Raw genomic sequence first — 22,904 nt, forward strand, 5'->3', positions numbered from 1 at the left:
CTCAAACGGCAAGCTTTTCAATCCTATAGACCACATCGTCAAAGAAGAATTCTTCGAGGTTGTTACCCTCGCCGCCGCGATCGACCACGAGAAAATCCGAGCGTTCTTCCAGCGAAATCAGCGGGTGGTGCCAGACATCGCGGCCGTAATTGACGCCCTGGTTTCCCCCGCACAGAAAGGCGGCCGGCTTCCCCGGACGGCCTCGTGCATCCTCCGCAACCACGACCAGATATGGCCGGTTCTGCAGCGGGATAAACGCCTGGCTGCCAAGCGGATGACGCTCCAGCATCACGATATCGATGGGCGGCTCGAAAGCCTGGCCCCGGAAGATATTCACCAGCACCCGTGCGCCTTCACCTGTCACATCCACCTTGGCGAGATCGTGATAACGTTCGGTCGTGCCATTGTTGATCAGGCGCAACTGCGCGCCCTCCGTCTCGATCACATCGCCGAACGGCGCGAATACCGCCCGGGTCAGCGGTCGAACTTCCAGCAAAACGATGGTCATCAGTCTGAACCTGGAAGATGATGTTCATGCCAATGGTTGGCAATGTCGATGCGGCGGGTGATCCAGGCTTCTTCGTGATGTTGGACATAGTCGAGGAAGCGTTCCAGCGCGGCGGCACGTCCCGGGCGGCCGACCAGACGGCAATGCAGCCCGATCGACATCATCTTCGGTGCCCCCTCCTTGCCCTCGCGGTAGAGCAGGTCGAACGTATCCTTCAGATAGGTGAAAAACTGGTCGCCCGAGTTGAAGCCCTGAGGCGTAGCAAAGCGCATGTCATTGGCGTCGAGCGTATAGGGCACGATCAGATGCGGCCCCTTCGGCCCTTTGACCCAATAGGGTAGTTCATCGGCATAGCTGTCGGCCGAGTAAACAAAACCGCCCTCATCCATGACGATCTTCAGCGTGTTGTCCGACGGCTTGCCCTGATAGATGCCGAGCGGCCGAGATCCGGTGATTTCCGTGTGCAGCCGCACCGCCTCGTGAATATGTTGGCGCTCGAGCTCTTCCGGAAAATCCTTGTATTCCAGCCAGCGCAGGCCGTGGCTGGCGATTTCCCAATCGGCTTCCTTCATGGCCGCCACGGCTTCCGGGTTGCGCGCCATGGCCAGCGTCACGCCATATACAGTCACTGGCAGATTGCGGCGGGTGAACATGCGCCATAGCCGCCAGAAACCGGCGCGCGAGCCATACTCGTAGATCGATTCCATGTTGAGATTGCGCTGGCCCGGCCAGGGGTGCGCACCGACGATCTCCGACAGCAGGCTTTCAGATGCCGGATCATCATCGAGAATCGAGCTTTCGCCGCCCTCCTCGTAATTGACGACGAACTGCACCGCTATCTTGGCCGCGCCCGGCCATTTTGGATCGGGCGTATTGCGGCCATAGCCGGTGAGATTGCGGGGATAGTCAGACATTAGGGAGATGCTGTTACTTCGAATGCTTTGGCTTGTCGTCGCGACGGCCATCGCGCGTGACGAACATCACAAAGGCCACCATGAGCAGCCCGCCCACCGGCATTATCATGAAGAGCATAAACTGTTCCAATGTCACGGTTTTAACCCTTTCAACGTTCGTCTCGCATGCAAATGTAATGCAGTCGCAAACATAATACAAATAACAGTGCCGAGGGCGATTAAAACACTCGGCCCACTTGCGTTGTAGATGCTTGAGGCAAGCGGCGCCAATCCGCCCACGGCATACGAGGCAACGGATAAACCGTTTAGCCAAGTCGCCGTAAGCTTTTTCTGCTCATTATAAACAGTCGTCAAAACATCCAATATGTCACCATTAAAAGCAATAAAATATGAAAAACAGTCAACAAAAACAGCGTATTATAAATGAAGCGCCGAAGTTACCGGCGCTTGAACATCGCCCCCACCGCCGGAACAATGGCAGCGGCCAGAGCGAGCTTCAACAGATCGGCTACGATGAACGGACCGACACCAAAAGCAAAAGCTTTTTCGAAGCCGAAGAGATAGGCCATCCACAGGAAGCCCATGCCGAGAATGACGACTTCAGCCGCAAACATGGCGACGCCGAGTGCGATCGGGTTGCGGGCAAAGCCCTTGTCCGACGCACGGCCGACAATCCAGGCTGCAGCGAGATAGGACAGAAGATATCCGCCCGTCGGTCCGACCATATAGGCAAGGCCGATGCCCTTTTCCGGCGTTCCGGTGAAGACCGGCATGCCGAGCGCACCTTCGAGCAGGTAAAGCGCCATGGTGGCGACTGCGAGACGCGAACCATAGGCCGCGGAAATGGCGAACAGAGCGAAGGTCTGCATTGTCACGTTGACAAAGACCATGTCGACCTTTGTCTTCGCTGCAAGGGTCATCAGCGCGGTACCGACGAGTGCAAGCGAAACATACCAGACGGCTTTGGCGAGCTGGCCTTCCGGTTGGAACTCTTCGGCAAGGGAACGGGTTTGAGCAACGATCATTTATCTATCCTCCAGAGCGGCCCGCAATTCGCGGCATCAGCTTTCGCCATGTATGAAAACGGTATATTGGGGTTTATGCCGCACCGCAATACGTCGAAAGCCGCACAAAGGTAGTATCCATCGATGTCCCTCGTTTTCGACAGTCATTTTGCGCCACATTATGGCGAAGCCGTCGATATTGCGCCGAATGTCAAACGAATCACGGTCAATAATCCGAGCCCCTTCACATTCCACGGCACCAATTCTTATCTGATCGGAAAAGACACATTGGCACTGATCGATCCCGGCCCGATCGACGATGCGCACCAAGCGGCACTCATGCGCGCCATTGCCGGCCGCCGGGTCAGCCATATTTTTGTCAGCCATACCCATCGCGACCACTCGCCGCTCGCCACCGTGATGAAGGAAGAACTCGGCGCGGTCGTTGTGGCCGAGGGACCGCATCGCCCTGCCCGCGCGCTACATACGGGCGAGGTCAACCTGCTCGACGCAAGCGGCGACACGGAGTTCGTGCCGGATATTGCCGTGCCAGACGACGCCCTTATCGAGGGCGATGGCTGGGCTCTTCGCGCCATCCACACGCCGGGACATACAGCAAACCATGTCGTGTTTGCGCTGGAGGGAACGGATATCCTGTTTTCCGCCGATCACGTCATGGCCTGGGCAACGTCCATCGTCGCGCCGCCGGATGGCTCCATGTCGGACTACATGGCATCGCTGGACCGCCTGCTCCATCGGCATGACTGCGTTTATTTCCCGGGTCACGGCGGCCCGGTCACCAAGCCGAAAACCTTCGTGCGCGGCCTGAAAGCCCACAGGAAAATGCGCGAGCGCGCGATCCTGGAGCGCGTCAAGGCAGGCGACCGGACCATCCCCGACATGGTCAGGGTGATCTACCGCGAAACCGACCCAAGGCTGCACGGTGCAGCAGCACTGTCGGTGCTGGCGCATATCGAGGATCTCGTGGAACGCGGCCGTGTGCAGACCAATGGAAACCCGGCAATTGACGGGATTTACTGGGTCTGAAATACCCAGTTCATAGCACCAACCGTCGATGCCGCTTATTTCTGCCCTTGCGGGGGAGAAAGGATATCTCGAATTTAGCCTCATCGCTGAATTCGTAGAAAATCCAAGAGAGGGAGTAGTTGAGTGAGGCAAATCCCTTGCGATTTTTAGCACTTAGCAAGAGCTAAGATGCTGAAATCGCTTTCTCTCCCGCAAGGAGAGAGATTATCCCGGCACCATTGAAGCGCCTATTGAGCAGGCTGAGTGGTCTCCTCTTCCGGCTGTGCCCTCTGTACTTCCGCGTCGAGCGCCGCCATGAAAGCGGTGATACGGTCGGCATTCTCGCCGAGATCATGGATGCCGTAGCGCGAGACCGAGCGCATATCGACATAGGTGGTCTCGCCCTCATCGGCGAGGCGAATGACCACGTCGCTGGTGAAACCCAGCAGCCAGGTCCGCGCCACCACTTCGAGGAGGATTTCCTCGTCCTCGCCGGGTTCGCCTTGTCGTTCGACCATCGTCCATCCATTGCTGGCGATGACGGTATTGACCGCGGTCAGGATCCGGTCAGGAGACCCTTCATAGCGGCGCCCCGTCACCTGCGGATAAGCGCTGGACTGCAGCCCGCGACTGTCCTCGTCATTGACCAGCGGGTTCATTTGGTCCGTTCGCTGGCCTGCAGCCGCAAAGAGCACTGGCGGGTCGGTCAGGTCGGTCGAGACATCGTAGATCGTTGGGAGCGCAAGCGCCTGATAGAGTGTCGTGACAAAGGGTGCCAGCACGACAAGCGCGATGACAGTGCCCCAAAAGGCACTGGGAAAGCCCATATCGCCCCGGCGCCAGACGCTGGTGAACCCTTTGAGACTGAGCAACAGCGCCAGCAGCGCGAGGCCGGCAACGATGGCAAGCAGCCAGAGAAATTCCGGTGTCTCGATGCGCTGAAATCGATGGCCAAGTCCCGAAAGAACGAACAGAATGAGGCCAAGAAACGCGATGCGTACCGACCATCTGGCGGAAATCGATCGGCGGCGTCGAATGTGCGGTCGCATGGAATCCTGGCGTTGCTGTTTGCAGATTGCAAACAGCTAATCGGATAATTGCAGCGAGGCAAGCAATTGAACTACGGGGCCGATGGTGCGTGGTTCGACAAGCTCACCATGAGGGACTCTGGTGTGTTGCAAGGATAGTCATGAACGCAGCAATTCTTAACTCCTTACAGAGCACAGATTTCCCTTATGGTGAGCTTGTCGAACCACGCACCATCGACCTGCAATTTTCTCTACGCCACCATACCGATGTAGGCCCGCTTCTTCGCATCATATTCCAAGCCAATGGCCGGATCGCTCTTGCTGATCTTGCCGTTTTCCAGATGTCCGGCATAGCGGCGAAGAAAATTATTGGCGTTGACGCTATCGACAACGGCCACATCGTACCAGCCATCCTTTGTTGCGATCTCGACCGTTGTCGTTCCACTGACTTCCTTCGCCTTGTCGATCACCTGTTCGGTACCCGAATAGGCATTGATCAGTTTTAGCTTGCTGCTCGCCGTTTGCCATTTCTCAAAGACGATCTGGAGCTTGTTGCCATCATCCGCCGATTTCATCTCGATGATGTTCGGAAGCTGCGTTTGCAACGGGTCCAGCGAATTACCCGAGAACTCAAGCAGATAGCCGTTGGGGCATTGGATGGCGTGCGCGTAATCACCTTCGACCTTGCCTCCTATGATCTGGGCATAATCCGTGACTTCGATGGGCGAACCGCCTGGCTTCACGCCTTCAACGGTGCCTTCGGCAATAGACTGGCCCAATCGCCCGCGAGGATGCGCCGGACGAGATCGTCCGGCACATCCTTGATCTGTTCGATAGTAGCCTTGTCGATCCCTGGAATAAGTCTGCGATAAAGGTTTTGATCTTAGAAGGTGATTGCGACGCGATGTCGTTCCAGCTGGCGGCCGCAATTGAGCCAAGCAGCCTATCAACGGGCGACGCCCCCGACTGGGTGAACACCGATTGCCGTTGCGCAGCCGCAAAGGCCGCGGATCACCAAAGCCGCGCACCCCGCGCAAGGTGCCGTAATAATGGTCGAAGGACCTGTTCTCCTGCATCAGGAAAATGACATGTTCAACGTCCTTGAGCGAGCCGCCCTGACAATGCGCAGCTGTATTCAACAATTCATCGATGGTGGTGGATTGCGCTAATGCCTCACGCATATAGGACGAGCAGGCGGCATAGGCAGTAGCGCTGGTGCCGGCAAGACCCAGCATCTTGATGAAATCGCGACGTTCCATTGAAATCTTTTCCTTAACTTAAACTATTGCTTTTATTAAATTAATTTAGATAAAAACATTTCCGACGCATTGTCGGCATATCAGATGTACCATTCCCATATCGGGATTGCATGTAACTTCGATGACATTTTCGGGTCACCCCGCCCGCATTTAAGCCGTTTACACTTTATGAGTGGATCGGGTGTCACAGTACTGACATCATTGGAGCGGTGATTTGGGTGTGAACCCCAAGGGCAGGAAACAGAGGGCGGACCGCAAACCGCTCTTCGCAAAAAGAATGACGAGGCCGGATATGATGCCTGACGCTGGCAAAGCGGTTTCGCTTGAAGTTGTAGAAATTGAACTCGCGCTTGGCGCGCAGGATATCGTTGCCGATGGATTTGAAGGCGCCTTGCGCAAAGCCGCGGATCTCGTCGGCGGTGAGCTGATCTTCAATATCAGGGCCCCGGAGGATAGTGATCAGCAGCGGATAGCGGCGATCTCGGTGTCCGACGGGGCAGTTGAACAAATGGTGTTCGTCATGCTTGGCAATGACGGGACCAGCCTGACCGTGACCTCCGAGCAGGGCGAAAATACGCTGCTCAGCAAACTTGGCCAGGACTTTGCCGCCGTCATGAAAGGCCAGCGGCCGTAAGACGCATTCTCGCTGTATCGGCATAGGTTTTGTTCAACTCCATGCAAGAATGGGACAAGTTTCGACGATTCCCGCCCGAGAATCCGCGAATTCGGTACAAGATTCTGCACCTGGAGTTGAGATTTTGGTTAGTCCGGTTGCGGCATGTTTTCTCGCAACCGGGCTTTGCTCTCGGCAACAAGTCCCGGTAAGGTTGCTTATCCTCTAATGCCGGAGTCATGCCATGGCGAACAGCCTCCCCCTCACAAATGTCCAGCAGCGCGATATCAATTCGGTCTTGCATCCCTATACGCCACTCCACAAGCTCGCTGAGACCGGACCGCTGGTGATGGGGCATGGCAAGGGTGTCTATCTCTTCGACACACAGGGCAAGGAATACATCGAGGGCATGTCGGGGCTTTGGTGCGCCGGGCTCGGATATGGCGATGAGGAGATGATCGAGGCGGCCAACGAGCAGATGCGGACGCTGCCCTATTACCATCTCTTTGGCGGCAAGGGCATGGAGCCGGCCATCGAACTCGCTGAAAAGCTTAAGGAAATCGCGCCTGTGCCGATTTCGAAGGTGTTCTATACCTCGTCTGGTTCCGAGGCCAACGATACGCAGGTGAAGCTTGCGTGGTACTATAACAATGTACTTGGCCGGCCGAAAAAGAAGAAGATCATCTCTCGCGTCAAGGCTTACCACGGCGTCACGGTCATGGCCGCATCGCTGACCGGGCTGCCTGGCAACCACAAGGGCTGGGACCTGCCGGTCAGCGGCGTCCTGCACACGGATTGCCCGCATTTTTACCGTTTCGGCCAGGAGGGCGAGAGCGAGGCTGAGTTTGTGGCGCGTCTTGCCAAGTCATTGATAGATATGATCGAACGCGAAGGACCCGAGACGATTGCCGCGTTCATAGCGGAGCCGGTCATGGGGGCCGGGGGCGTCATTGTTCCGCCTTCGGGCTATTTCGCCGCCATCGAACCCATCCTGCGCGAGCATGATATTCTCATCATCGCCGACGAGGTCATCAACGGCTTTGGCCGCACCGGCAACTGGTGGGGCAGCCAGACCGTCGGTATGACACCAACGACCATTTCGGCCGCCAAGCAATTGACCGCCGCCTACGCCCCCCTTGGTGCGGTCCTGGTACCGGAGGATCTTTATCAGGCCTATGTCGACCACAGCGCCCAGATCGGCACATTCGGTCATGGTTTCACCTATGGCGGACATCCGGTCGGTTGTGCGCTTGGCATCAAAGCCATCGAAATTTATCAGCGCCGGAATATTGTCGAGTATGTTCGCGGCCTGACGCCGACTTTCGAAGCTCGGTTGAACAAGATAAAGGATCATCCGCTCGTGGGCGAAGTTCGTTCTTGTGGACTCGTTGGCGCAGTAGAATTGGTTGCTGACAAAACCACGAAGCGTTCCTTCGACCCAGCGCACGGTGTTGGATCAAATCTTGTGAAGTTCCTTGAAGGACACGGCGCTATACTTCGTGCGCTTGGCGACACCATCGCGTTCTGCCCGCCAATGATCATCACCGAGGACGAGTTGAACGAACTCTTCAATCGCTTCGAATTGGCACTGGCCGACACCGAGGCTTACGTTTCGAAAAACGGGCTGCGCGCGCAATAATTTCAATTGGTCAAGGCATGAAAGGGCAGTCAGAAACTGCCCTTTCATGATCTTATCACTGGGTGGTCAGCGTAACGCTTTGCTTTGCCTGTGCTTTTATCCGAACGTAGGTCACGTCTATATTGCCATGGGCTGGGTCTTTGCCGGCAATCCAGCCTTCACCAGTCAGAGCGGCAAGGTTCGCAACCTGACCTACCTTCACGCCATTCAACTCGACACTCGTGGCAATTGGGCCATGGATTTTCACAGTATAATATTCGAGCTCCGGCTTGAAACTGCCCTCTGGTGCAGCCACTTCGAATAGAACCGTTTTGCCAGTCCTTTGCACGGACAATTTCTGCAGGAAATACACACCTTTTTCGTAATCATACGTCTTGCCGTCATCATCATAATACTCGAAGGATGTGCGCTTGGTGTCCGGGAACACTTCCACATCCAGTTCCTTCAGTGGCTTTTGTCCCACATATTGCACGTCTTCGTGCATCATCGGGATAATCGCACCCTGACGAATGAACAGGGGGAAATTATTCTCCCAATTTCCCGTGCCGAAATTCATCGTTCGGCCACCCTGCTGCGAGTTTCCCGCGCTCCATTCTGTCCAGTTGCCGGCAGGCAGATATATTTCCTTGTTTTGCTGACCTTGCTCCACCACCGGAGATGCCATCAGCCAATCCCCGAACAACCAGCTATCGACATTGTTGGCAACGTTCCCGTCTTCAGGCCAATCGAAAAGCAATGGACGGACAATGCCGACGCCGGTCTTGTTGCGCTGATGTTCATGGCTGTAGATATAGGGAATGAGCTTGTAACGCAGCTTGATCGCTTCGTATATTGCGGTATCCTTCATATCTTGAGGCTTGTCCGAATCCTTCTTTTTTGGAACATAATGCCAGGGCTGGCGTTGTATCCCATTGTCACCATGGACGCGGAAGATCGGCGTAAAAATGGCAAACTGCATCCAGCGGGCATAATCCTCATTGCCGGTGCCAATCTTGGTTTCCTTGCCATCGGGGTATTCGGTCCGATCGCGAAAGCCACCGGTATCCATGGTCCATTGCATGGCGCCGGCATTGATTGCACTCAGCATTTTCTTGCACTGATCAGCCATGACGCCAAAGCCATTGTTGATGTCGCCCGACCAGAGAGCATATACGTAGCGCTGAGCGCCCAGATAGAAGTTGCGGTTGATGGACCAGACGCGCTTTTTGGGTGCGTACCGTAACGAAAATCATTTGCTTTATGCTCTACGATGACGTTGCCGATCTTGAGCTCGTTGATATCGATCGTCATCACCTTCGCGCTTTTGGCGTCGAGATTCGAAACGGTTGCGTCCGAAGGATTCCAACGGGCGGTGTATTGTCCCAAAACCAGATCTTTACCCGTCGCAAGAGTTGAGTCCTTCAACTCGTAGGTGGCATCGGGTTTAAAGCCGGGGTCAACTACCCGGGTTTTCTCCGTGCCCTTTCCATCCGGCAAATAATGAACCCGAAACGCGTTGGCGGTCACGGCGCGAACCTCGAGCACATCCTTTTGCAGTTGCACATCAAAACCGCCTGGCTTTGGTGTGATCGTGCCATCCTTTATCAGCTGAACTTCAGATTCGACCGTCGTTCCACGATTGTCGCCATTCTCGCCGACAGCGCCCTTATCGCCGGGCAAGCCCTTGTCTCCGTTTGCACCTTTGTCTCCGACCTCACCTTTGTCGCCAGCCTCACCCTTGCCGCCGGCCTCACCTTTGTTGCCAGTTGGTCCTTTGTCGCCGGGATCACCCTTGGGTCCGGGTAGGCCGGCAAATGTACCAGCGCTCGATTGTGCTGTGTCTGTCTTTGAATCGTTGCAACCGGCGAGACCCGGCAACAACATCAAGCTCAGTATGGAAATTTGAATGCGGTTCAAGATAACTCCTCCTCAAATCAAGGTGAGGCAAAACCAGACATTTCGAGGGAAAATCAATGACATGTGCAGCTACACCCGAACGTGCGGCGCCGTTACGCAGGTGGCTACATTCGCCACGACTGCGTCAAATAATTTATCCGGCTATGGTGTGGTTCTGTCTCTAAAAATGGTTCGCTAAAAAATGAACTGCGCGGAATAATCCGCAAAACCGTATGCACTATCAAACCTTCATGCGGATGAACCCCTCCCAAGGTGTCGCTCAATGAGCGTTCCGCAACGAACACAATACAGACAAGTCTGTCAATTATCCCAAAGTCTAGATATTTTGATAGTCGTATAAAAGGGAACGAGCCGTTAGACGCCTGGCCTTGCTGGCTGCTCACTCTCCTGAACGTCCTCAAGGCGCGCAAAATGGAAGCCCTTTTGCTTCAGAGCCAAAATGCCTTTGACGACACCCTCTCCCGCTACTCGTGTCGGCTGGTTGACATGGGCGATGATAACGTCGCCATCCTTGGCAGCTGAAATTCGCTTTTCAACCTGGCCGGCCAATAATGAGGCGCCCACGTCGGCATTCAGGGAATAACCGGCCACGCGATACCCCATCTGATGGACAAGTGTTATCGCATCGTCGCTGTAGCGTGCCGTCGCGTCACGATACCAGGCCGGCTTCGTCAGTGTCGCGGCGGTCATCGCATTCGCACCGCCTTCAATCTCCGTGCGAATAGCGGCCAGTGAACCGGCTGTTTTCAACCCGAACATCGTCGGCTGATTGTCGATCGCAGGAATATGGTTGAGGCCATGATTTTCAAGTTCGAACAGGTCTGGGTGCGCTTTCATGATTGCTACTGAGTGGGCATTGTGCTTGAGCCAGCGGCCGGTGACAAAGATTGTCGCCGGGATATGGTTTTCAACCAATGCATTGAGCATGCGCATATCCGTCTGGCCGGAGCAGGCGTCAAGCGTCAAGGCCACCTGCGGTGTGATATTACCACCCCTGGCTATGTACAGCTTTGGTTCAACGAAGTGCGTATCTTTGTGTGGTGATGCAACGCTTGCAGATAGAACGAGGAAGGGAATTGCGAGAACGGCGGAGAGTTTGTTCACGATGGGATCCATGCGAGGAGTATCCGCGCCCGGATAAGTGGGGATACAAGCGGATTTGTGGCAGAATCCCTTACACTCTCACTTTGATTTGGCAGATGCCTGCGCAGCCGCCAGACGGGCAATCGGAACCCGGAAAGGCGAGCAGGAGACATAGTCGAGGCCGGTTTCCTCACAGAAGTGGATGGAAGCCGGGTCACCCCCATGTTCGCCACATATGCCGAGCTTGATGTTCGGACGGGTCGCCCTGCCCTTCTCGGCTGCGAGCCGGACAAGTTCACCCACGCCATCGACATCGATGGACACGAATGGATCCTGCTCGATGATTCCCTTCGTCTGATAGGTCATCAGGAAGGAAGAGGCATCATCTCGCGAGATGCCAAAGGTGGTTTGGGTCAAGTCGTTGGTACCAAAGGAGAAAAACTCGGCGACTTCGGCGATGGAATGTGCCCGGACCGCAGCGCGCGGCAACTCGATCATCGTCCCGACAAGGTAGTTGATCTTGATGTCGGCTTCCTTCATCACATCGGCTGCAACCGCATCGATCCGCGCCTTCACGAAATCCAGTTCGGCACGGAGCCCGACGAGCGGCACCATGATTTCCGGTTCGACGGGTGCGCCCGTCGATTTGGCGGCCTGAACTGCTGCTTCGAAAATTGCCCGCGCCTGCATTTCAGCAATTTCCGGGTAGGAAATGGCAAGGCGGCAGCCGCGATGGCCAAGCATCGGATTGAACTCATGCAAGCTCTCAGTCCGCTCGCGCAGCTTCTCAGCATTCACGTTCATGGCGGCGGCCACTTCGGCGATTTCCTCTTCCGTCTTCGGCAGGAACTCATGCAAAGGCGGATCAAGCAGGCGAATTGTGACCGGCAGACCATTCATGATTTCAAATAGTTCGACAAAATCCGAGCGCTGCATCGGCAGCAGCTTGTCGAGGGCCGCACGGCGCCCCTTCTCGTTGTCAGCGAGGATCATTTCGCGCATGGCGATAATGCGTTCGCCTTCAAAGAACATGTGCTCGGTGCGGCATAGGCCGATACCTTCAGCTCCAAACGAACGTGCCATACGGGCATCGGCCGGAGTCTCGGCATTGGCGCGCACTCTCATGCGCCGCGCCACATCGGCCCATTCCATGATCTTGCCGAAATCACCGGAAAGCTCCGGCTGCAACATCGGTACCGTCCCCTTCAGCACCTGGCCGGTGCCACCGTCGATGGTGACAATGTCGCCCTTCTTCAAAACGACGCCCATGGCCAGCAGGGTTTCGTTGCGATAGTCGACACGCAAGGAACCGGCGCCTGAAACGCAGGGCTTGCCCATGCCGCGCGCCACCACGGCGGCGTGGCTGGTCATGCCGCCGCGAGTGGTCAGGATCGCTTCGGCCGCATGCATGCCGTGGATGTCTTCCGGGCTTGTCTCGATGCGCACGAGAATAGCTTTGCGGCCTTCCGATTTCAGCTGCTCGGCATCTTCCGATGAGAAAACGATTTCACCCGAGGCCGCTCCCGGCGATGCTGGAAGGCCGCTGCCGATGACATTGCGCTTCGCGTTGGGGTCGATCGTCGGGTGGAGGAGTTGATCAAGGGAAGCCGGATCGATGCGCAGTACTGCTTCGTCACGGGAAATCAGCCCTTCGTCGGCCATCTCCACCGCAATCTTCAACGCAGCCTTCGCCGTTCGCTTGCCGGAGCGCGTCTGCAGCATCCAGAGTTTGCCATTTTCAATGGTGAACTCGAGGTCCTGCATATCGGTATAGTGCTTCTCCAGCCGCTCCGAGACGGCGCAGAACTCGGCAAACGCCTGCGGCATGACCTTTTCAAGCGATGGCTTGTCTGATCCAGCTGCGATGCGCGCTTCTTCAGTGATGTTTTGCGGCGTGCGAATACCAGCAACAACATCCTCGCCTTGCGCGTTGACCAGAAATTCGCCGTAGAGCTTCTTCTCGCCGGTCGAGGGATTACGCGTAAAAGCGACTCCCGTGGCAGACCGGTCGCCCATGTTGCCGAAGACCATGGCCTGAACACTGACGGCTGTTCCCCAATTCTCCGGGATATTGTGAAGGCGGCGATAGGTGATGGCGCGGGTATTCATCCAGCTTGAGAAAACCGCTCCGATCGCTCCCCACAGCTGTCGTTCAGGCTCCTGCGGGAAAGGCTGTTCCAGCTCCTCTTCGACCTTAGCCTTATAGAGGGCAATGATCCCTTTCCAATCGGCAGCCGATAGCGACGTGTCAACCTCGTAGCCAAGGTTGGCTTTTGTATCCTCGAGGATTTCCTCAAAGACCGAATGATCCAGCCCCATTACAACGTCGGAATACATCTGGATGAAGCGCCGATAGCTGTCATAGGCGAACCGTTCGTCGCCAGTTTCTCGGGCGATCGCCTCGACTGTTTCATCATTGAGGCCGAGATTGAGGACGGTATCCATCATGCCGGGCATCGAAGCGCGCGAGCCTGAGCGCACGGAAACAAGGAGCGGTTTACTCTTGTCGCCAAACGTGCGGCCGGTGAGGCTCGCGATATGGGTCAGCGCGGTCTTGACGTCAGCTTCAAGGGAATCGGGATATTGGCGGCTATTTTCATAGAACCAGCTGCAGACCTCGGTGGTTATCGTGAAACCTGGTGGAACCGGCAGCCCCAGCGAGCACATTTCCGCAAGATTCGCGCCTTTCCCGCCGAGAAGATTGCGGTCGCCCGCGGAACCTTCCGCCTTTCCATCACCGAATGTATAGACCCATTTTACCATTGCAGCCTCCCATGCCGCCAGAGCATAACAGAGGTCTACGCGATCAACAGGTCAAGCACCATCAAAAAATGCTGCATCGCAGCATTCAAATCGATTAGCAGAGTAAATCCGCATTAAGTTTTGAAATCCTTTGTCATTCGGCAGGCTTCGACCGTCCTAGCTCGCTTCGCGCAGCTGTTCAGCCATCTGCAGATCGACGGAAACCAACTGACTGACACCCTGCTCGGCCATGGTCACGCCAAACAGCCGGTTCATACGAGCCATGGTAATCGGATTGTGTGTGATGACCACAAAGCGCGTGTCGGTGGACGAGGCCATTTCGTCCATCAGATTGCAGAATCGCTCCACATTGTGATCGTCGAGCGGGGCATCCACTTCGTCCAGCACGCAGATTGGCGCAGGATTGGTCAGGAACACCGCGAATATCAATGCCATCGCCGTCAGCGCCTGCTCGCCGCCAGACAGAAGGGTCATCGTCTGCGGCTTCTTGCCCGGTGGCCGGGCGAGGATTTCAAGTCCTGCTTCCAAGGGATCATCCGATTCAATCAGCTGCAGCTCGGCCGTTCCTCCACCGAACAGGTGGGTGAACAGGCGCTGAAACTGGACATTGACCACTTCGAACGCTGCCAGCAGACGCTCACGCCCTTCGCGATTCAGGCTCTGAATTGCCTGACGCAGTTTCTTGACCGCCTCGATGATGTCCTCGCGCTCGCTGACAATCGCCTCAAGCCGCCTGGAAAGCTCTTCCTGTTCTTCTTCGGCACGCAGGTTTACGGCGCCAAGGCGCTCACGCTCAATCTTGAGGCGCTCAAGATTGCGTTCTGTGGCGTCGACGTCCGGCAGCGGGTCATTCGGGCCAAGCCCGGTCAGTTTCATTGCTTCGTGCGGTGCGCAGTTCAGCGCTTCGGCAATACGTACTTCCGCATCCTTCCGCCGTTCCTGCGCCGCAGCAAGGCGTTCCTCGGCACGGGCCCTGCCCTCGCGCGCCGTCGCAAGAGACTGGATCGCGTCTGTAGCTGCGCGGTCGAGCTCCTGCTGCCTGGCTTCAGCAACGGCAAGCTTGTCGGCCGCTTCTTTGCGCAGTGCCTCTGCCTCTGACAGTTGCGACAACAGCATCCTGTTGCGCTCGGCAATCTCTTCTGGCGCATCGGCGAGATTTTCCGCCTCACGCTCGGCTTCCAGCCGCCGTTCAGCAAGCGACTTGATCTGCCGGTCGGCATTGTCAGCGCGATCGATCCAACTCTTGTGCTCATAGCCGATCGATTCCAGCCGGCGCATGCGATTTTCTGCTTCGCGGCGAAGGCCATCATGCACCGCACGCGCCTCGGCCAGCGTAGCGCGGTCCTGCGCAACCTCACTCGTCAGGTTGGTGAGCCGGATGTTGAGTTCCTGCAGATCGACGGCACTCGATAGCCGGGTCTCTGCTTCAATGAATTGTTCCTGCGTTTCCTCAAGGGTTTCGGCCAGCCTGGTCTTGCCCTCATCAAGAGCGGCGCTCCGGCTGGACAGCTGACCGGCTGCACGCTCCGCTGCCGCCAGTGCCTCGCGGGCATCACTGATCGCTCGCTGCATGCCGCGCCAATGATCGCGGGCGGTGCGCTCCGTCTCCACGCATTGACGAACTGCCATTTCGGCCGCAGCAATGCCACCTTCCGCGTCGCGCAGCCTTTTCGTAGCCTCGACCACTTCAAGATCAAGCTCCGCCAATCGGTTCTTCTGAGCAAGACGCTGGGCAGCCGGCGTCGGGGCGTCAGCACTGGCGGTATACCCATCCCAACGCCATAGCGCGCCGGTGCGGCTGACAAGGCGCTGACCCGGCTTCAATGACGACTGCAAGCGTGTACCCTCCGCTTCATCGACCAGACCTATTTGAGCGAGCCGGCGCGCCAGCTGTCGCGGTGCCCGTACCACCTCTGCCAGAGATATGATATTTCCAGGCAATGCCGGATCGTCGCCAGCACCGTCTACGTCGCCCCAGAAAACCGGCGCGCTCCTGTCGGTTGGCGCGTCGAGATCTTCACCTAGAGCCGCGCCAAGGGCCACTTCAAAGCCTTTGTCGACCTTGACTGCTTCCACAACCGCTGGAAACAGATCCGAACCGCCGACATTGATCATCTTGGCGAGCGTACGCGCTTCAGTCTCGATCCGGCCCAGATTGCTGCGCGCATCTTGCACAGGTTGTCGAAGTTCCGCCTCCCGTTGGCGGGCCGCCTCCACAGCTGCCTCAGCCGCAAGGGCAGACTCTTCTGCTTCATCAAGTGCAGCTTCGGCGGCTTCGACAAGGCTCTGCTTTTCCAGAGGGTCTGCCAAAGCACCGATTTGGGCCGATACGGCGGAAAGATCGCGCTCAATGTCGCCGATCTGCCGGGCAAGCCGATCCCGCCTTTCAGCACTTTCGCGCAAATTCCGTTCAATTTGCGCACGCTCGGCCGATGCCTCTGCGCGCTCGGCTGTTACCTTGCTCAGCGCAGCTTCGCTTTCCTTCAGCTTCGCGTCCGCGCGTTCAAATTCGGCCCGGGTTTCGATCTCACATTCGCCGGCGTTGGCGGTCTCCTCGTTGAGAGACCGCTCCTCGGCATCGAGACGCGCCAGAACATCGGCGTTGTCACGTACCATCTGTTCTTCGCGCGCAATGTCGGAGGTGAACTGCACAAGGCGCTTTTCCAGCTCGGATTGGCGGGCTCGAATGCGCTCTGCTTCCTCATTCAGCTGCGAGCGGGCGATCGTCAGGCGTTGCAAAACGGCAGCAGCCTTGGCCTCAGCATCACGCAAATCAGGGAGTTTGTGCGCGCCGATGGCCTGCTCCTTGGCGGCATTCATTTGCCGCTGAGCTTGATCGCCCACGCCTGAGGTAGCAACCGACAGCGCCGACTCCGCTTCACCCTCCTGCGCCTTGGCAACCGACCACTTCAAGTGCAGCAATATTGCTTCTGATCGCCGGATATCGGCGGAAAGGCTCTTGAAGCGATTTGCCTGGCGGGATTGGCGCTTCAGGCTCTCAATTTGCGTTTCAAGCTCGCCGACGACATCCTCGAGCCGTTCAAGATTTTGTTCGGCAGCGCGTAACCGCAGTTCGGCCTCGTGGCGGCGCGTATGCAGCCCGGAGATGCCAGCGGCTTCCTCCAGCAGCGCCCGGCGGGCCTGAGGCTTTGCTTGAATCAGCTCGCCAATGCGCCCCTGGCCAACCATCGAAGGAGAGCGGGCTCCCGTGGACTGGTCGGCAAACAACAATTGCACATCCTTGGCACGGGCATCCTTGCCATTGATGCGATAGACCGATCCGGCCTCGCGTTCGATCCGGCGGGAGACTTGAAGTTCGTCCGCATTGTTGAAGGCCGAAGGAGCACTCCGGTCCTGATTATCGAGAAACAGCGTTACTTCCGCCGTATTTCTCGATGGGCGTGTTCCAGAGCCGGAAAAGATGACGTCATCCATCCCCGAGGCGCGCATATTCTTGTAGGAGTTTTCACCCATGACCCAGCGCAGGGCCTCGACAAGATTGGACTTGCCGCAACCGTTAGGGCCGACGACGCCAGTCAATCCGCTCTCGATGACGAATTCGGCGGGTTCTACGAAGGATTTGAAGCCGAGAAGGCGGAGTTTGGTAAAGCGCATCAGATGCCCTTCTCGCCAAACACCGCATTAGTGAAAGACCGGGAAGCGGACGCGGCTAAGCGCCCGCCGAAATTTGAGCGGCAGGTACTAGAGCAAACCGTCGATAACTGCTGACATTTCGTCAACCGATAAGGCTCCCGAGTATTTGGTGCCGTTGATGAAGAATGTCGGAGTTGCGTTTACTCCAAATTCGCTGGCACCGCGCTCACGCACTGCATTCACATCATCCAGAAGTTTTTGGTTCGTCAAGCAAGCCTTGAAGGACTCCTGTGTAAAACCTGCCAATTTGGAGATTTGTAGCAAAGGTTCCTCGGCATTTGCTGCACCAGCCCACTGTTCCTGCTGTTTGAACAGAACTTCGACCATCGGATAATAGCGTTCCTCGGGTGCGCAACGCGCCAGCATGAAGGCTGCAGCAGCGCGCGGGTCGAACGGGAATTCACGCAGGATCAATTTTGCCTTGCCCGTATCGATGTACTTTTCCTTGATCGTTGGTAGCGTCGTTGAGGAAAAATGCGCGCAATGCGGACAGGTCATCGATGCATATTCGACGATCGTCACGGGAGCTTCGGGCTTGCCCATGACCATGTCTTTCAGAGAGCCAGCAGCCATAAGCTTTGCTTCATCGACTTTGCCCGCCGGTTGGGGTGCTGCCGGCTTTGCAGCATCCTGCGACCAAGCCTGACTGCCGGCCGTGGCAATGGCGACCGTTGAAACGGCGGCAAGTGTCAGAATTTTCCTGCGGGTCAGCAATTCAGTCATAAGGATCACCTGTCTCCGGTGTTGATTATAGTTCGAGTGACTCGTTAAAGCCTCATGGCAGTCTCTTTAAGGCAGAGCATTCATTCTGTCTTTGAATTTTTCGTGATCCAAACACTATCAATCTACGGGATACAAATCAGCGTTTGATCTTTTCGGCATGGATGCTCTGGCCGAGCCGTTGAAGCGCTTCGCGCAGGCTTTCATCTTCGATTAGTCCGACAGAGCGGCTGATCTTATCCGCCGTAGCCGCATCTACCGGGGGCAGCGAACGGCGCTTTACAACCGGATGCGACACGGGCTTCTGTTCGATCTTGACACGCCCAACCGCTGCGAACCCAAGGAACGCGTTGACCCGACTGATGATTTCGCCAGTTTCGTGTTGCACTCGCATGGCAGTGAAACCCTGGCAGGCAATCACCAGCGTCGCTGGCTGAAACGGATCGTCTTCATGCGCCCGTCGCGGCCAAAGGAGCTTGAGCGGGCGTGACTGCTCGCCCAGCGCCGGTCCAACCACCTCTTCCCAGGCCTGAACAAGTTCAATGGTGATCCCTGCCCGTTTGCGCAGCACAGGATCAAGAATGCCTGCTACCGGGTCCGCAAGCGGCCGGAAACCCTTCTTGCTGCGGTCATCCTTCATCGCGCTAAGCCTGTTCCAAAAAGAATGTCAGCGGCCATTATAACCGCGAAACCATTCAACGAACAAAGGTATGCCATTCTCGAGCGAGGTGGCCGGCGAGAATCCAAGATCTCGAGACGCCAGATCAATGTCTGCATAGGTACGCTCGACATCGGCAGGCGGCATGGGTGCCAGTTGTTTGATTGCTTCGCGGCCGCAGGCCTTTTCGATGATCTCGATGAAACGCATCAGGGCAACGGGCTTATTGTTTCCAAGGTTATAGACCGGCGCCGTTTCTTGTGGATGTGCCAGAATCCGGCTTACCGCGCCAAACACACCGTTGACGATATCGTCAATGAATGTGAAGTCTCGCTCCATCCGGCCGTGATTGTAGACCTTGATCGGCTCCCCCTTCAGGATGGCATCGGTAAAAAGCCAAGGCGCCATATCCGGACGCCCATAGGGGCCGTAAACCGTGAAGAAGCGCAGGCCGGTCGAAGCAAGATTGTGAACATGCCGGTAGGAATGAGCGAGAAGCTCAGCCGAACGCTTTGTTGCAGCGTAAACCGATACGGGATGGTCGACCGGATCGCTTTCCGAGAACGGCACCTTCGTATTCGCCCCATAGACCGAAGATGAACTGGCGTAGACGACAGGTGGACGTTTCGGCATTTTGCGCGCCTGCTCGAAGACCGTCACCTGGCCATGGACATTGGCATCTACGTAAGCGGCAGGGTTCTCGACCGAATAACGCACCCCGGCCTGAGCGGCTAGATGGACGATGATGTCGGCATCAGAATCCCCTGCAATTGCGGCAGCGAGTGCCCTCGGATCAATAATATCGGTGCGGACAAAGCGGATATTGGAGTGGACGTCCAGGGCGGACAGACGGGTTTCCTTGAGTGCTACGGGATAGTAATCGTTGAGATTATCGATCGCGATAACGTCAAAGCCTTCGTCAGCAAGCCTCCTGGCGACGTGAAAACCGATGAAGCCTGCTGCTCCTGTGACGATGGCCTTCATAGAATACCTGATCTCATTTGATTGTGGTTTCCGGCCCGCAGTGTTCTATTTTTAAGCTTTCAAAGCAATCGCATCGGTCTGAGCGTGCTGGGCCACTTGCGGCACCGACAGATACGCTGAACTTCCGTCGATCCAGCAGATTATGATCGTCAGATAAACGAAAACAGCGTCGGTCGCATCATGACCGAACATGATCCCAAACATCCCTGTTATGACATAGCTGGTGACGAGCAAAAGTGAAATGGCCGTTGCCAGGTCGCGTCCAGGACCTGGTTTCTTGCTGCGAGCCGCAACGACGGGCGCCGCCAAAAGGGCGAGCACGCCAAGAATGCCGAGAATTCCGCCGTCAACGGCGGCGTTCAAGAATCCATTGTGGACATGCGTGAACGTCATTTTCTTTTCAACCGGCAAGTTCAATGTTTCATAGACGATGGCCATGCGGTTTTGCGCACCATGTCCGATCAATGGAGATTCCAAAAAAGCTTGTTTAGCTGCAGACCAGAGCAGGAGCCGCGCCTTTAACGAGCTTATGTTGTCGGGCTGTTTGTCCAGCTGGACAAAGTCGCTTTCGAGAGCATGATAGCGTTCGGTTACCTTCATCGCACCTAATGCAACGACCCCAACGATCAGGACAGTGCCAATCACTTTCATTGCATTGGTAATTGTCGGCAGCGATTGGCCACGCAAATACCAGTACAGGATGATGAAGTGGAAGGGCATGACCAGCCAGGCTGACCGCGTACCGGACAGGAGTGCGCATACCATCCCGCAAGCAAAACCAACGATGGCGAGTGCGCGTTCGGTCCTGCTTTGCGAATGTGCATTCAGCAACGAGATGCTCCCGAACAACACCGTGAACAGGCCGAAAACAGCGGCGTTGCCAGCTCCCCCTTCCGCACGGGACGACAGGAATGCGATCTGAATGATGCTGAATACAAGGGAGCCGACCATGCCTATCCCGGCACCCGTGATCAGGAATGGTATTAACCGGCCGGGAAGACCCGCGCGAAGGCGCGGCAAGACCGCCCAAATTGCCAGGAACGGAATCATTTTGAAGATGAATTGGCTGCCTGCATTGGGATGAACAAGGACAGAGAAAATCGTTACAAAAACATAGAAAGTAATGCACCAAGCAGCGATCTTGTCCGACCTCGTCATTTTGAACGCAAAGCGTTTTGTCGCGAGTGAAATCAACGCCCAGAGGAACGCAAGTACAAGTGTCACTGAAGTTCCGCTTGCCAATAATCCCGGAAAAAGCGCAAACAGAAATGTGAAGAGGCGATTGTTGCGATCGATTCCAACAAAATGCCCCCGGGTCGGGAGCATCAGCGCCTTGGTCAACTGGTCTGGAAACATCTAGGATTCCGAATATTACTGAATTTCACGTGGGCAGTCGTTATGGTCGAACAAGTCGCTTCACATCCCTGTAGCGCAGTTTGGAATTGATGCAACCGATAACCGTCAAACTACTTCGTTGGTATGATTCTCATCATCGGATTCTACCATGGCGCATTTCGCCGCGCGACCGCCTTGCCGGCATAGTCCCCAATCCTTACCGGATATGGCTCTCCGAAATCATGCTTCAGCAAACGACCGTCGAGGCCGTGAAGCCTTATTTCCGGACATTCGTCGAGAAATGGCCCACTGTAACTGCTCTTGCTGCCGCCAGTCAGGATGATGTCCTGCGAGCCTGGGCAGGTCTTGGCTATTACTCACGCGCGCGAAACCTGAAAAAGTGCGCTGACATTGTTTGCGCCGATTTCGGCGGACATTTTCCAGCCGACACAGAACGCTTGAAGTCTTTGCCTGGTATCGGTGACTATACAGCCGCAGCAATCGCTTCGATTGCTTTTGACCTGCCGAGCGCTGTGGTCGACGGCAATGTAGAGCGAGTGATTACCCGGATTTACGCGCTGACGACACCCCTGCCCCTTGCCAAGCCGACAATTCGGACAAGAATGCAGGCACTCACGCCCAACGAGCGGCCCGGCGATTTTGCGCAAGCAATGATGGATCTAGGGGCAACAATCTGCACGCCGAAACGTCCCGCCTGTGTGATTTGCCCGCTCAACGACAATTGCACCGCGCTCCAGACGGCCGACCCGGAACTATTTCCGGTAAAGGCCGCCAAAAAAGGAAAGCCTATACGTCTAGGTGCAGCCTATGTTGCTCTTTCGGATAACAATGAAGTCTATCTGCGCAGCCGATCAGAAAAAGGTCTGCTGGGCAGCATGACGGAGGTGCCCACAACGCAGTGGACGGCCCGTCTGGATGGAAGCACGGACGTGGATGACGCCCCATTCCCCGCGAACTGGACGCCGGCAGGCGGCATCACCCATGTTTTCACTCATTTTGAACTGCGTCTCAAAATCTACACAGCGAATGGTGTACACCAACAGACCAGTTCGGATGGTTGGTGGGTCAAGGTGGAAAAACTGGCGGGCGAGGCGTTGCCCACCGTCATGAAAAAAGCCATTGCTGCAGCCATTCCCGATGCATTCGCCAAGAGAAGGAAAGTGGAATGACATCCGTCAAGCATATCGTATTCGACATCGGTCAGGTTCTTATTCATTACGACCCGGATGCAGCATTTCGCAGCCTCATTCCCGATGCCGAGGAACGCAAATGGTTCCTCGACAACGTGTGCACCAGTGCTTGGAATATCGAGCAGGATCGCGGCCGCAAATGGTCTGATGCCGAAGCTCTTCTGATTGCGGACTTCCCTGACCGGGAACATCATATTCGGGCATTCAGGCAGAACTGGCACCAGATGATCACGCATTCGATCGACGGCAGCGTCGAGATCATGCGCAAGCTGATCGCCGATGGCCATGATGTGACAATGCTGACCAATTTCGCGTCGGACACATTGCGCGAAGCCCGGGAGCGTTTTCCGTTTCTGACGGAGAGTCGCGGTGTTACCGTGTCCGGCGATATCGGCCTAATCAAGCCGGACAAGGCAATCTATGATCACCATGTCGAAATTTTTGATCTTGAGCCCTCGGCTACGCTGTTCATCGACGACAGCGCCAAGAACGTCGCTGGCGCCAAGGCAGCGGGCTGGCGGTCAGTGCAATTCGTCGACTCGGCAACGCTTAAAGCGGATCTCAACAATCTGGGCGTTCGGGTCTAATTCCAGCGCGCACAACGACGAA

General features: G+C 56.2%; 19 protein-coding genes. 5 read left to right on the plus strand and 14 right to left on the minus strand.

Annotated features, from left to right (window positions below):
- Position 1: 1 nt before the first annotated feature.
- From CU102_RS00860 to CU102_RS00875, 3 genes are all read right to left on the minus strand, one after another.
- Entirely contained in the window at positions 2-508 is a 507-nt protein-coding gene (locus CU102_RS00860; protein ID WP_106709074.1) for an ureidoglycolate lyase, read from the minus strand.
- On the minus strand, positions 508-1,422 hold the full coding sequence (gene puuE / locus CU102_RS00865) for an allantoinase PuuE (RefSeq protein WP_106709075.1): 915 nt from the start codon (positions 1,420-1,422) through the stop codon (positions 508-510). The genes CU102_RS00860 and puuE overlap by 1 nt, the downstream gene beginning before the upstream one ends.
- Before the next feature lie 437 nt (positions 1,423-1,859).
- Positions 1,860-2,447, minus strand: a complete 588-nt coding sequence (locus tag CU102_RS00875; RefSeq protein ID WP_106709076.1) for a biotin transporter BioY — start codon at positions 2,445-2,447, stop codon at positions 1,860-1,862.
- 123 nt (positions 2,448-2,570) lie between these two features.
- Between CU102_RS00875 and CU102_RS00880 the strand changes: the two genes are divergently transcribed.
- On the plus strand, positions 2,571-3,473 hold the full coding sequence (locus CU102_RS00880; protein WP_106709077.1) for an MBL fold metallo-hydrolase: 903 nt from the start codon (positions 2,571-2,573) through the stop codon (positions 3,471-3,473).
- A gap of 227 nt (positions 3,474-3,700) precedes the next feature.
- Here CU102_RS00880 and CU102_RS00885 read toward each other — a convergent pair whose 3' ends face one another.
- Entirely contained in the window at positions 3,701-4,501 is an 801-nt protein-coding gene (locus tag CU102_RS00885) for a DUF1499 domain-containing protein (protein WP_106709078.1), read from the minus strand.
- Positions 4,502-4,731: 230 nt separating this feature from the next.
- Positions 4,732-5,739, minus strand: a complete 1,008-nt coding sequence (locus tag CU102_RS00890; RefSeq protein ID WP_106709079.1) for an alkaline phosphatase family protein — start codon at positions 5,737-5,739, stop codon at positions 4,732-4,734.
- Positions 5,740-6,031: 292 nt separating this feature from the next.
- Here CU102_RS00890 and CU102_RS00895 point away from each other — a divergent pair, with 292 nt between their 5' ends.
- Both CU102_RS00895 and CU102_RS00900 read left to right on the plus strand, forming a co-directional pair.
- A complete protein-coding gene (locus CU102_RS00895; RefSeq protein WP_245425095.1) occupies positions 6,032-6,373 on the plus strand; it encodes a hypothetical protein in 342 nt (113 codons plus the stop codon).
- Positions 6,374-6,596: 223 nt separating this feature from the next.
- Positions 6,597-7,991, plus strand: a complete 1,395-nt coding sequence (locus CU102_RS00900) for an aminotransferase (RefSeq protein ID WP_106709080.1) — start codon at positions 6,597-6,599, stop codon at positions 7,989-7,991.
- A 55-nt stretch (positions 7,992-8,046) separates the two neighbouring features.
- Here the strand turns inward: CU102_RS00900 and CU102_RS00905 are convergent, their stop codons facing one another.
- The 9 genes from CU102_RS00905 to CU102_RS00945 form a co-directional block, all read right to left on the minus strand.
- Positions 8,047-9,180 carry a glycoside hydrolase family 31 protein gene (locus CU102_RS00905; protein ID WP_342588735.1) on the minus strand — a complete coding sequence of 378 codons (1,134 nt, stop codon included), beginning with the start codon at positions 9,178-9,180 and terminating at the stop codon, positions 8,047-8,049.
- Positions 9,072-9,887: a collagen-like triple helix repeat-containing protein gene (locus tag CU102_RS30200; RefSeq protein ID WP_245425097.1), complete on the minus strand. Its 816-nt coding sequence runs from the start codon at positions 9,885-9,887 to the stop codon at positions 9,072-9,074. The genes CU102_RS00905 and CU102_RS30200 overlap by 109 nt, the downstream gene beginning before the upstream one ends.
- Positions 9,888-10,241: 354 nt before the next feature.
- Complete coding sequence (locus CU102_RS00915; RefSeq protein WP_245425128.1) at positions 10,242-10,964, minus strand: polysaccharide deacetylase family protein; 723 nt, start codon at positions 10,962-10,964, stop codon at positions 10,242-10,244.
- Positions 10,965-11,069: 105 nt separating this feature from the next.
- Positions 11,070-13,733, minus strand: a complete 2,664-nt coding sequence (gene ppdK, locus CU102_RS00920; RefSeq protein ID WP_106709083.1) for a pyruvate, phosphate dikinase — start codon at positions 13,731-13,733, stop codon at positions 11,070-11,072.
- A 156-nt stretch (positions 13,734-13,889) separates the two neighbouring features.
- The gene (locus CU102_RS00925; RefSeq protein WP_106709084.1) at positions 13,890-17,348 is read right to left on the minus strand and encodes a chromosome segregation SMC family protein; all 3,459 of its coding nucleotides are present in this window, start codon (positions 17,346-17,348) and stop codon (positions 13,890-13,892) included.
- An 87-nt stretch (positions 17,349-17,435) separates the two neighbouring features.
- Entirely contained in the window at positions 17,436-18,110 is a 675-nt protein-coding gene (locus CU102_RS00930) for a DsbA family protein (RefSeq protein WP_106709085.1), read from the minus strand.
- A gap of 136 nt (positions 18,111-18,246) precedes the next feature.
- Positions 18,247-18,747, minus strand: coding sequence for a DUF721 domain-containing protein (locus CU102_RS00935; RefSeq protein WP_106709086.1), 501 nt, complete (start codon positions 18,745-18,747; stop codon positions 18,247-18,249).
- 27 nt (positions 18,748-18,774) lie between these two features.
- On the minus strand, positions 18,775-19,749 hold the full coding sequence (locus CU102_RS00940; protein WP_106709087.1) for an SDR family NAD(P)-dependent oxidoreductase: 975 nt from the start codon (positions 19,747-19,749) through the stop codon (positions 18,775-18,777).
- A gap of 51 nt (positions 19,750-19,800) precedes the next feature.
- Complete coding sequence (locus CU102_RS00945) at positions 19,801-21,105, minus strand: O-antigen ligase family protein (protein ID WP_106709088.1); 1,305 nt, start codon at positions 21,103-21,105, stop codon at positions 19,801-19,803.
- Positions 21,106-21,194: 89 nt separating this feature from the next.
- Here CU102_RS00945 and mutY point away from each other — a divergent pair, with 89 nt between their 5' ends.
- Positions 21,195-22,274 carry an A/G-specific adenine glycosylase gene (gene mutY / locus CU102_RS00950; RefSeq protein WP_106709089.1) on the plus strand — a complete coding sequence of 360 codons (1,080 nt, stop codon included), beginning with the start codon at positions 21,195-21,197 and terminating at the stop codon, positions 22,272-22,274.
- On the plus strand, positions 22,271-22,882 hold the full coding sequence (locus CU102_RS00955; protein WP_106709090.1) for an HAD family hydrolase: 612 nt from the start codon (positions 22,271-22,273) through the stop codon (positions 22,880-22,882). The genes mutY and CU102_RS00955 overlap by 4 nt, the downstream gene beginning before the upstream one ends.
- Positions 22,883-22,904: the final 22 nt, after the last annotated feature.

This window comes from Phyllobacterium brassicacearum, from assembly GCF_003010955.1.
GTDB lineage: Bacteria > Pseudomonadota > Alphaproteobacteria > Rhizobiales > Rhizobiaceae > Phyllobacterium > Phyllobacterium brassicacearum.

Coding starts and splice junctions, on each gene's coding strand:
- CU102_RS00935 (WP_106709086.1), bottom strand. CDS start 18,747: ATGAAGGATGACCGCAGCAAGAAGGGTTTCCGGCCGCTTGCGGACCCG.
- CU102_RS00880 (WP_106709077.1), top strand. CDS start 2,571: ATGTCCCTCGTTTTCGACAGTCATTTTGCGCCACATTATGGCGAAGCC.
- CU102_RS00955 (WP_106709090.1), top strand. CDS start 22,271: ATGACATCCGTCAAGCATATCGTATTCGACATCGGTCAGGTTCTTATT.
- CU102_RS00890 (WP_106709079.1), bottom strand. CDS start 5,739: ATGGAACGTCGCGATTTCATCAAGATGCTGGGTCTTGCCGGCACCAGC.
- CU102_RS00885 (WP_106709078.1), bottom strand. CDS start 4,501: ATGCGACCGCACATTCGACGCCGCCGATCGATTTCCGCCAGATGGTCG.
- CU102_RS00895 (WP_245425095.1), top strand. CDS start 6,032: ATGATGCCTGACGCTGGCAAAGCGGTTTCGCTTGAAGTTGTAGAAATT.
- CU102_RS00940 (WP_106709087.1), bottom strand. CDS start 19,749: ATGAAGGCCATCGTCACAGGAGCAGCAGGCTTCATCGGTTTTCACGTC.
- CU102_RS00860 (WP_106709074.1), bottom strand. CDS start 508: ATGACCATCGTTTTGCTGGAAGTTCGACCGCTGACCCGGGCGGTATTC.
- CU102_RS00930 (WP_106709085.1), bottom strand. CDS start 18,110: ATGACTGAATTGCTGACCCGCAGGAAAATTCTGACACTTGCCGCCGTT.
- CU102_RS00875 (WP_106709076.1), bottom strand. CDS start 2,447: ATGATCGTTGCTCAAACCCGTTCCCTTGCCGAAGAGTTCCAACCGGAA.
- CU102_RS00925 (WP_106709084.1), bottom strand. CDS start 17,348: ATGCGCTTTACCAAACTCCGCCTTCTCGGCTTCAAATCCTTCGTAGAA.
- CU102_RS00900 (WP_106709080.1), top strand. CDS start 6,597: ATGGCGAACAGCCTCCCCCTCACAAATGTCCAGCAGCGCGATATCAAT.
- mutY (WP_106709089.1), top strand. CDS start 21,195: ATGCAACCGATAACCGTCAAACTACTTCGTTGGTATGATTCTCATCAT.
- ppdK (WP_106709083.1), bottom strand. CDS start 13,733: ATGGTAAAATGGGTCTATACATTCGGTGATGGAAAGGCGGAAGGTTCC.
- CU102_RS00945 (WP_106709088.1), bottom strand. CDS start 21,105: ATGTTTCCAGACCAGTTGACCAAGGCGCTGATGCTCCCGACCCGGGGG.
- puuE (WP_106709075.1), bottom strand. CDS start 1,422: ATGTCTGACTATCCCCGCAATCTCACCGGCTATGGCCGCAATACGCCC.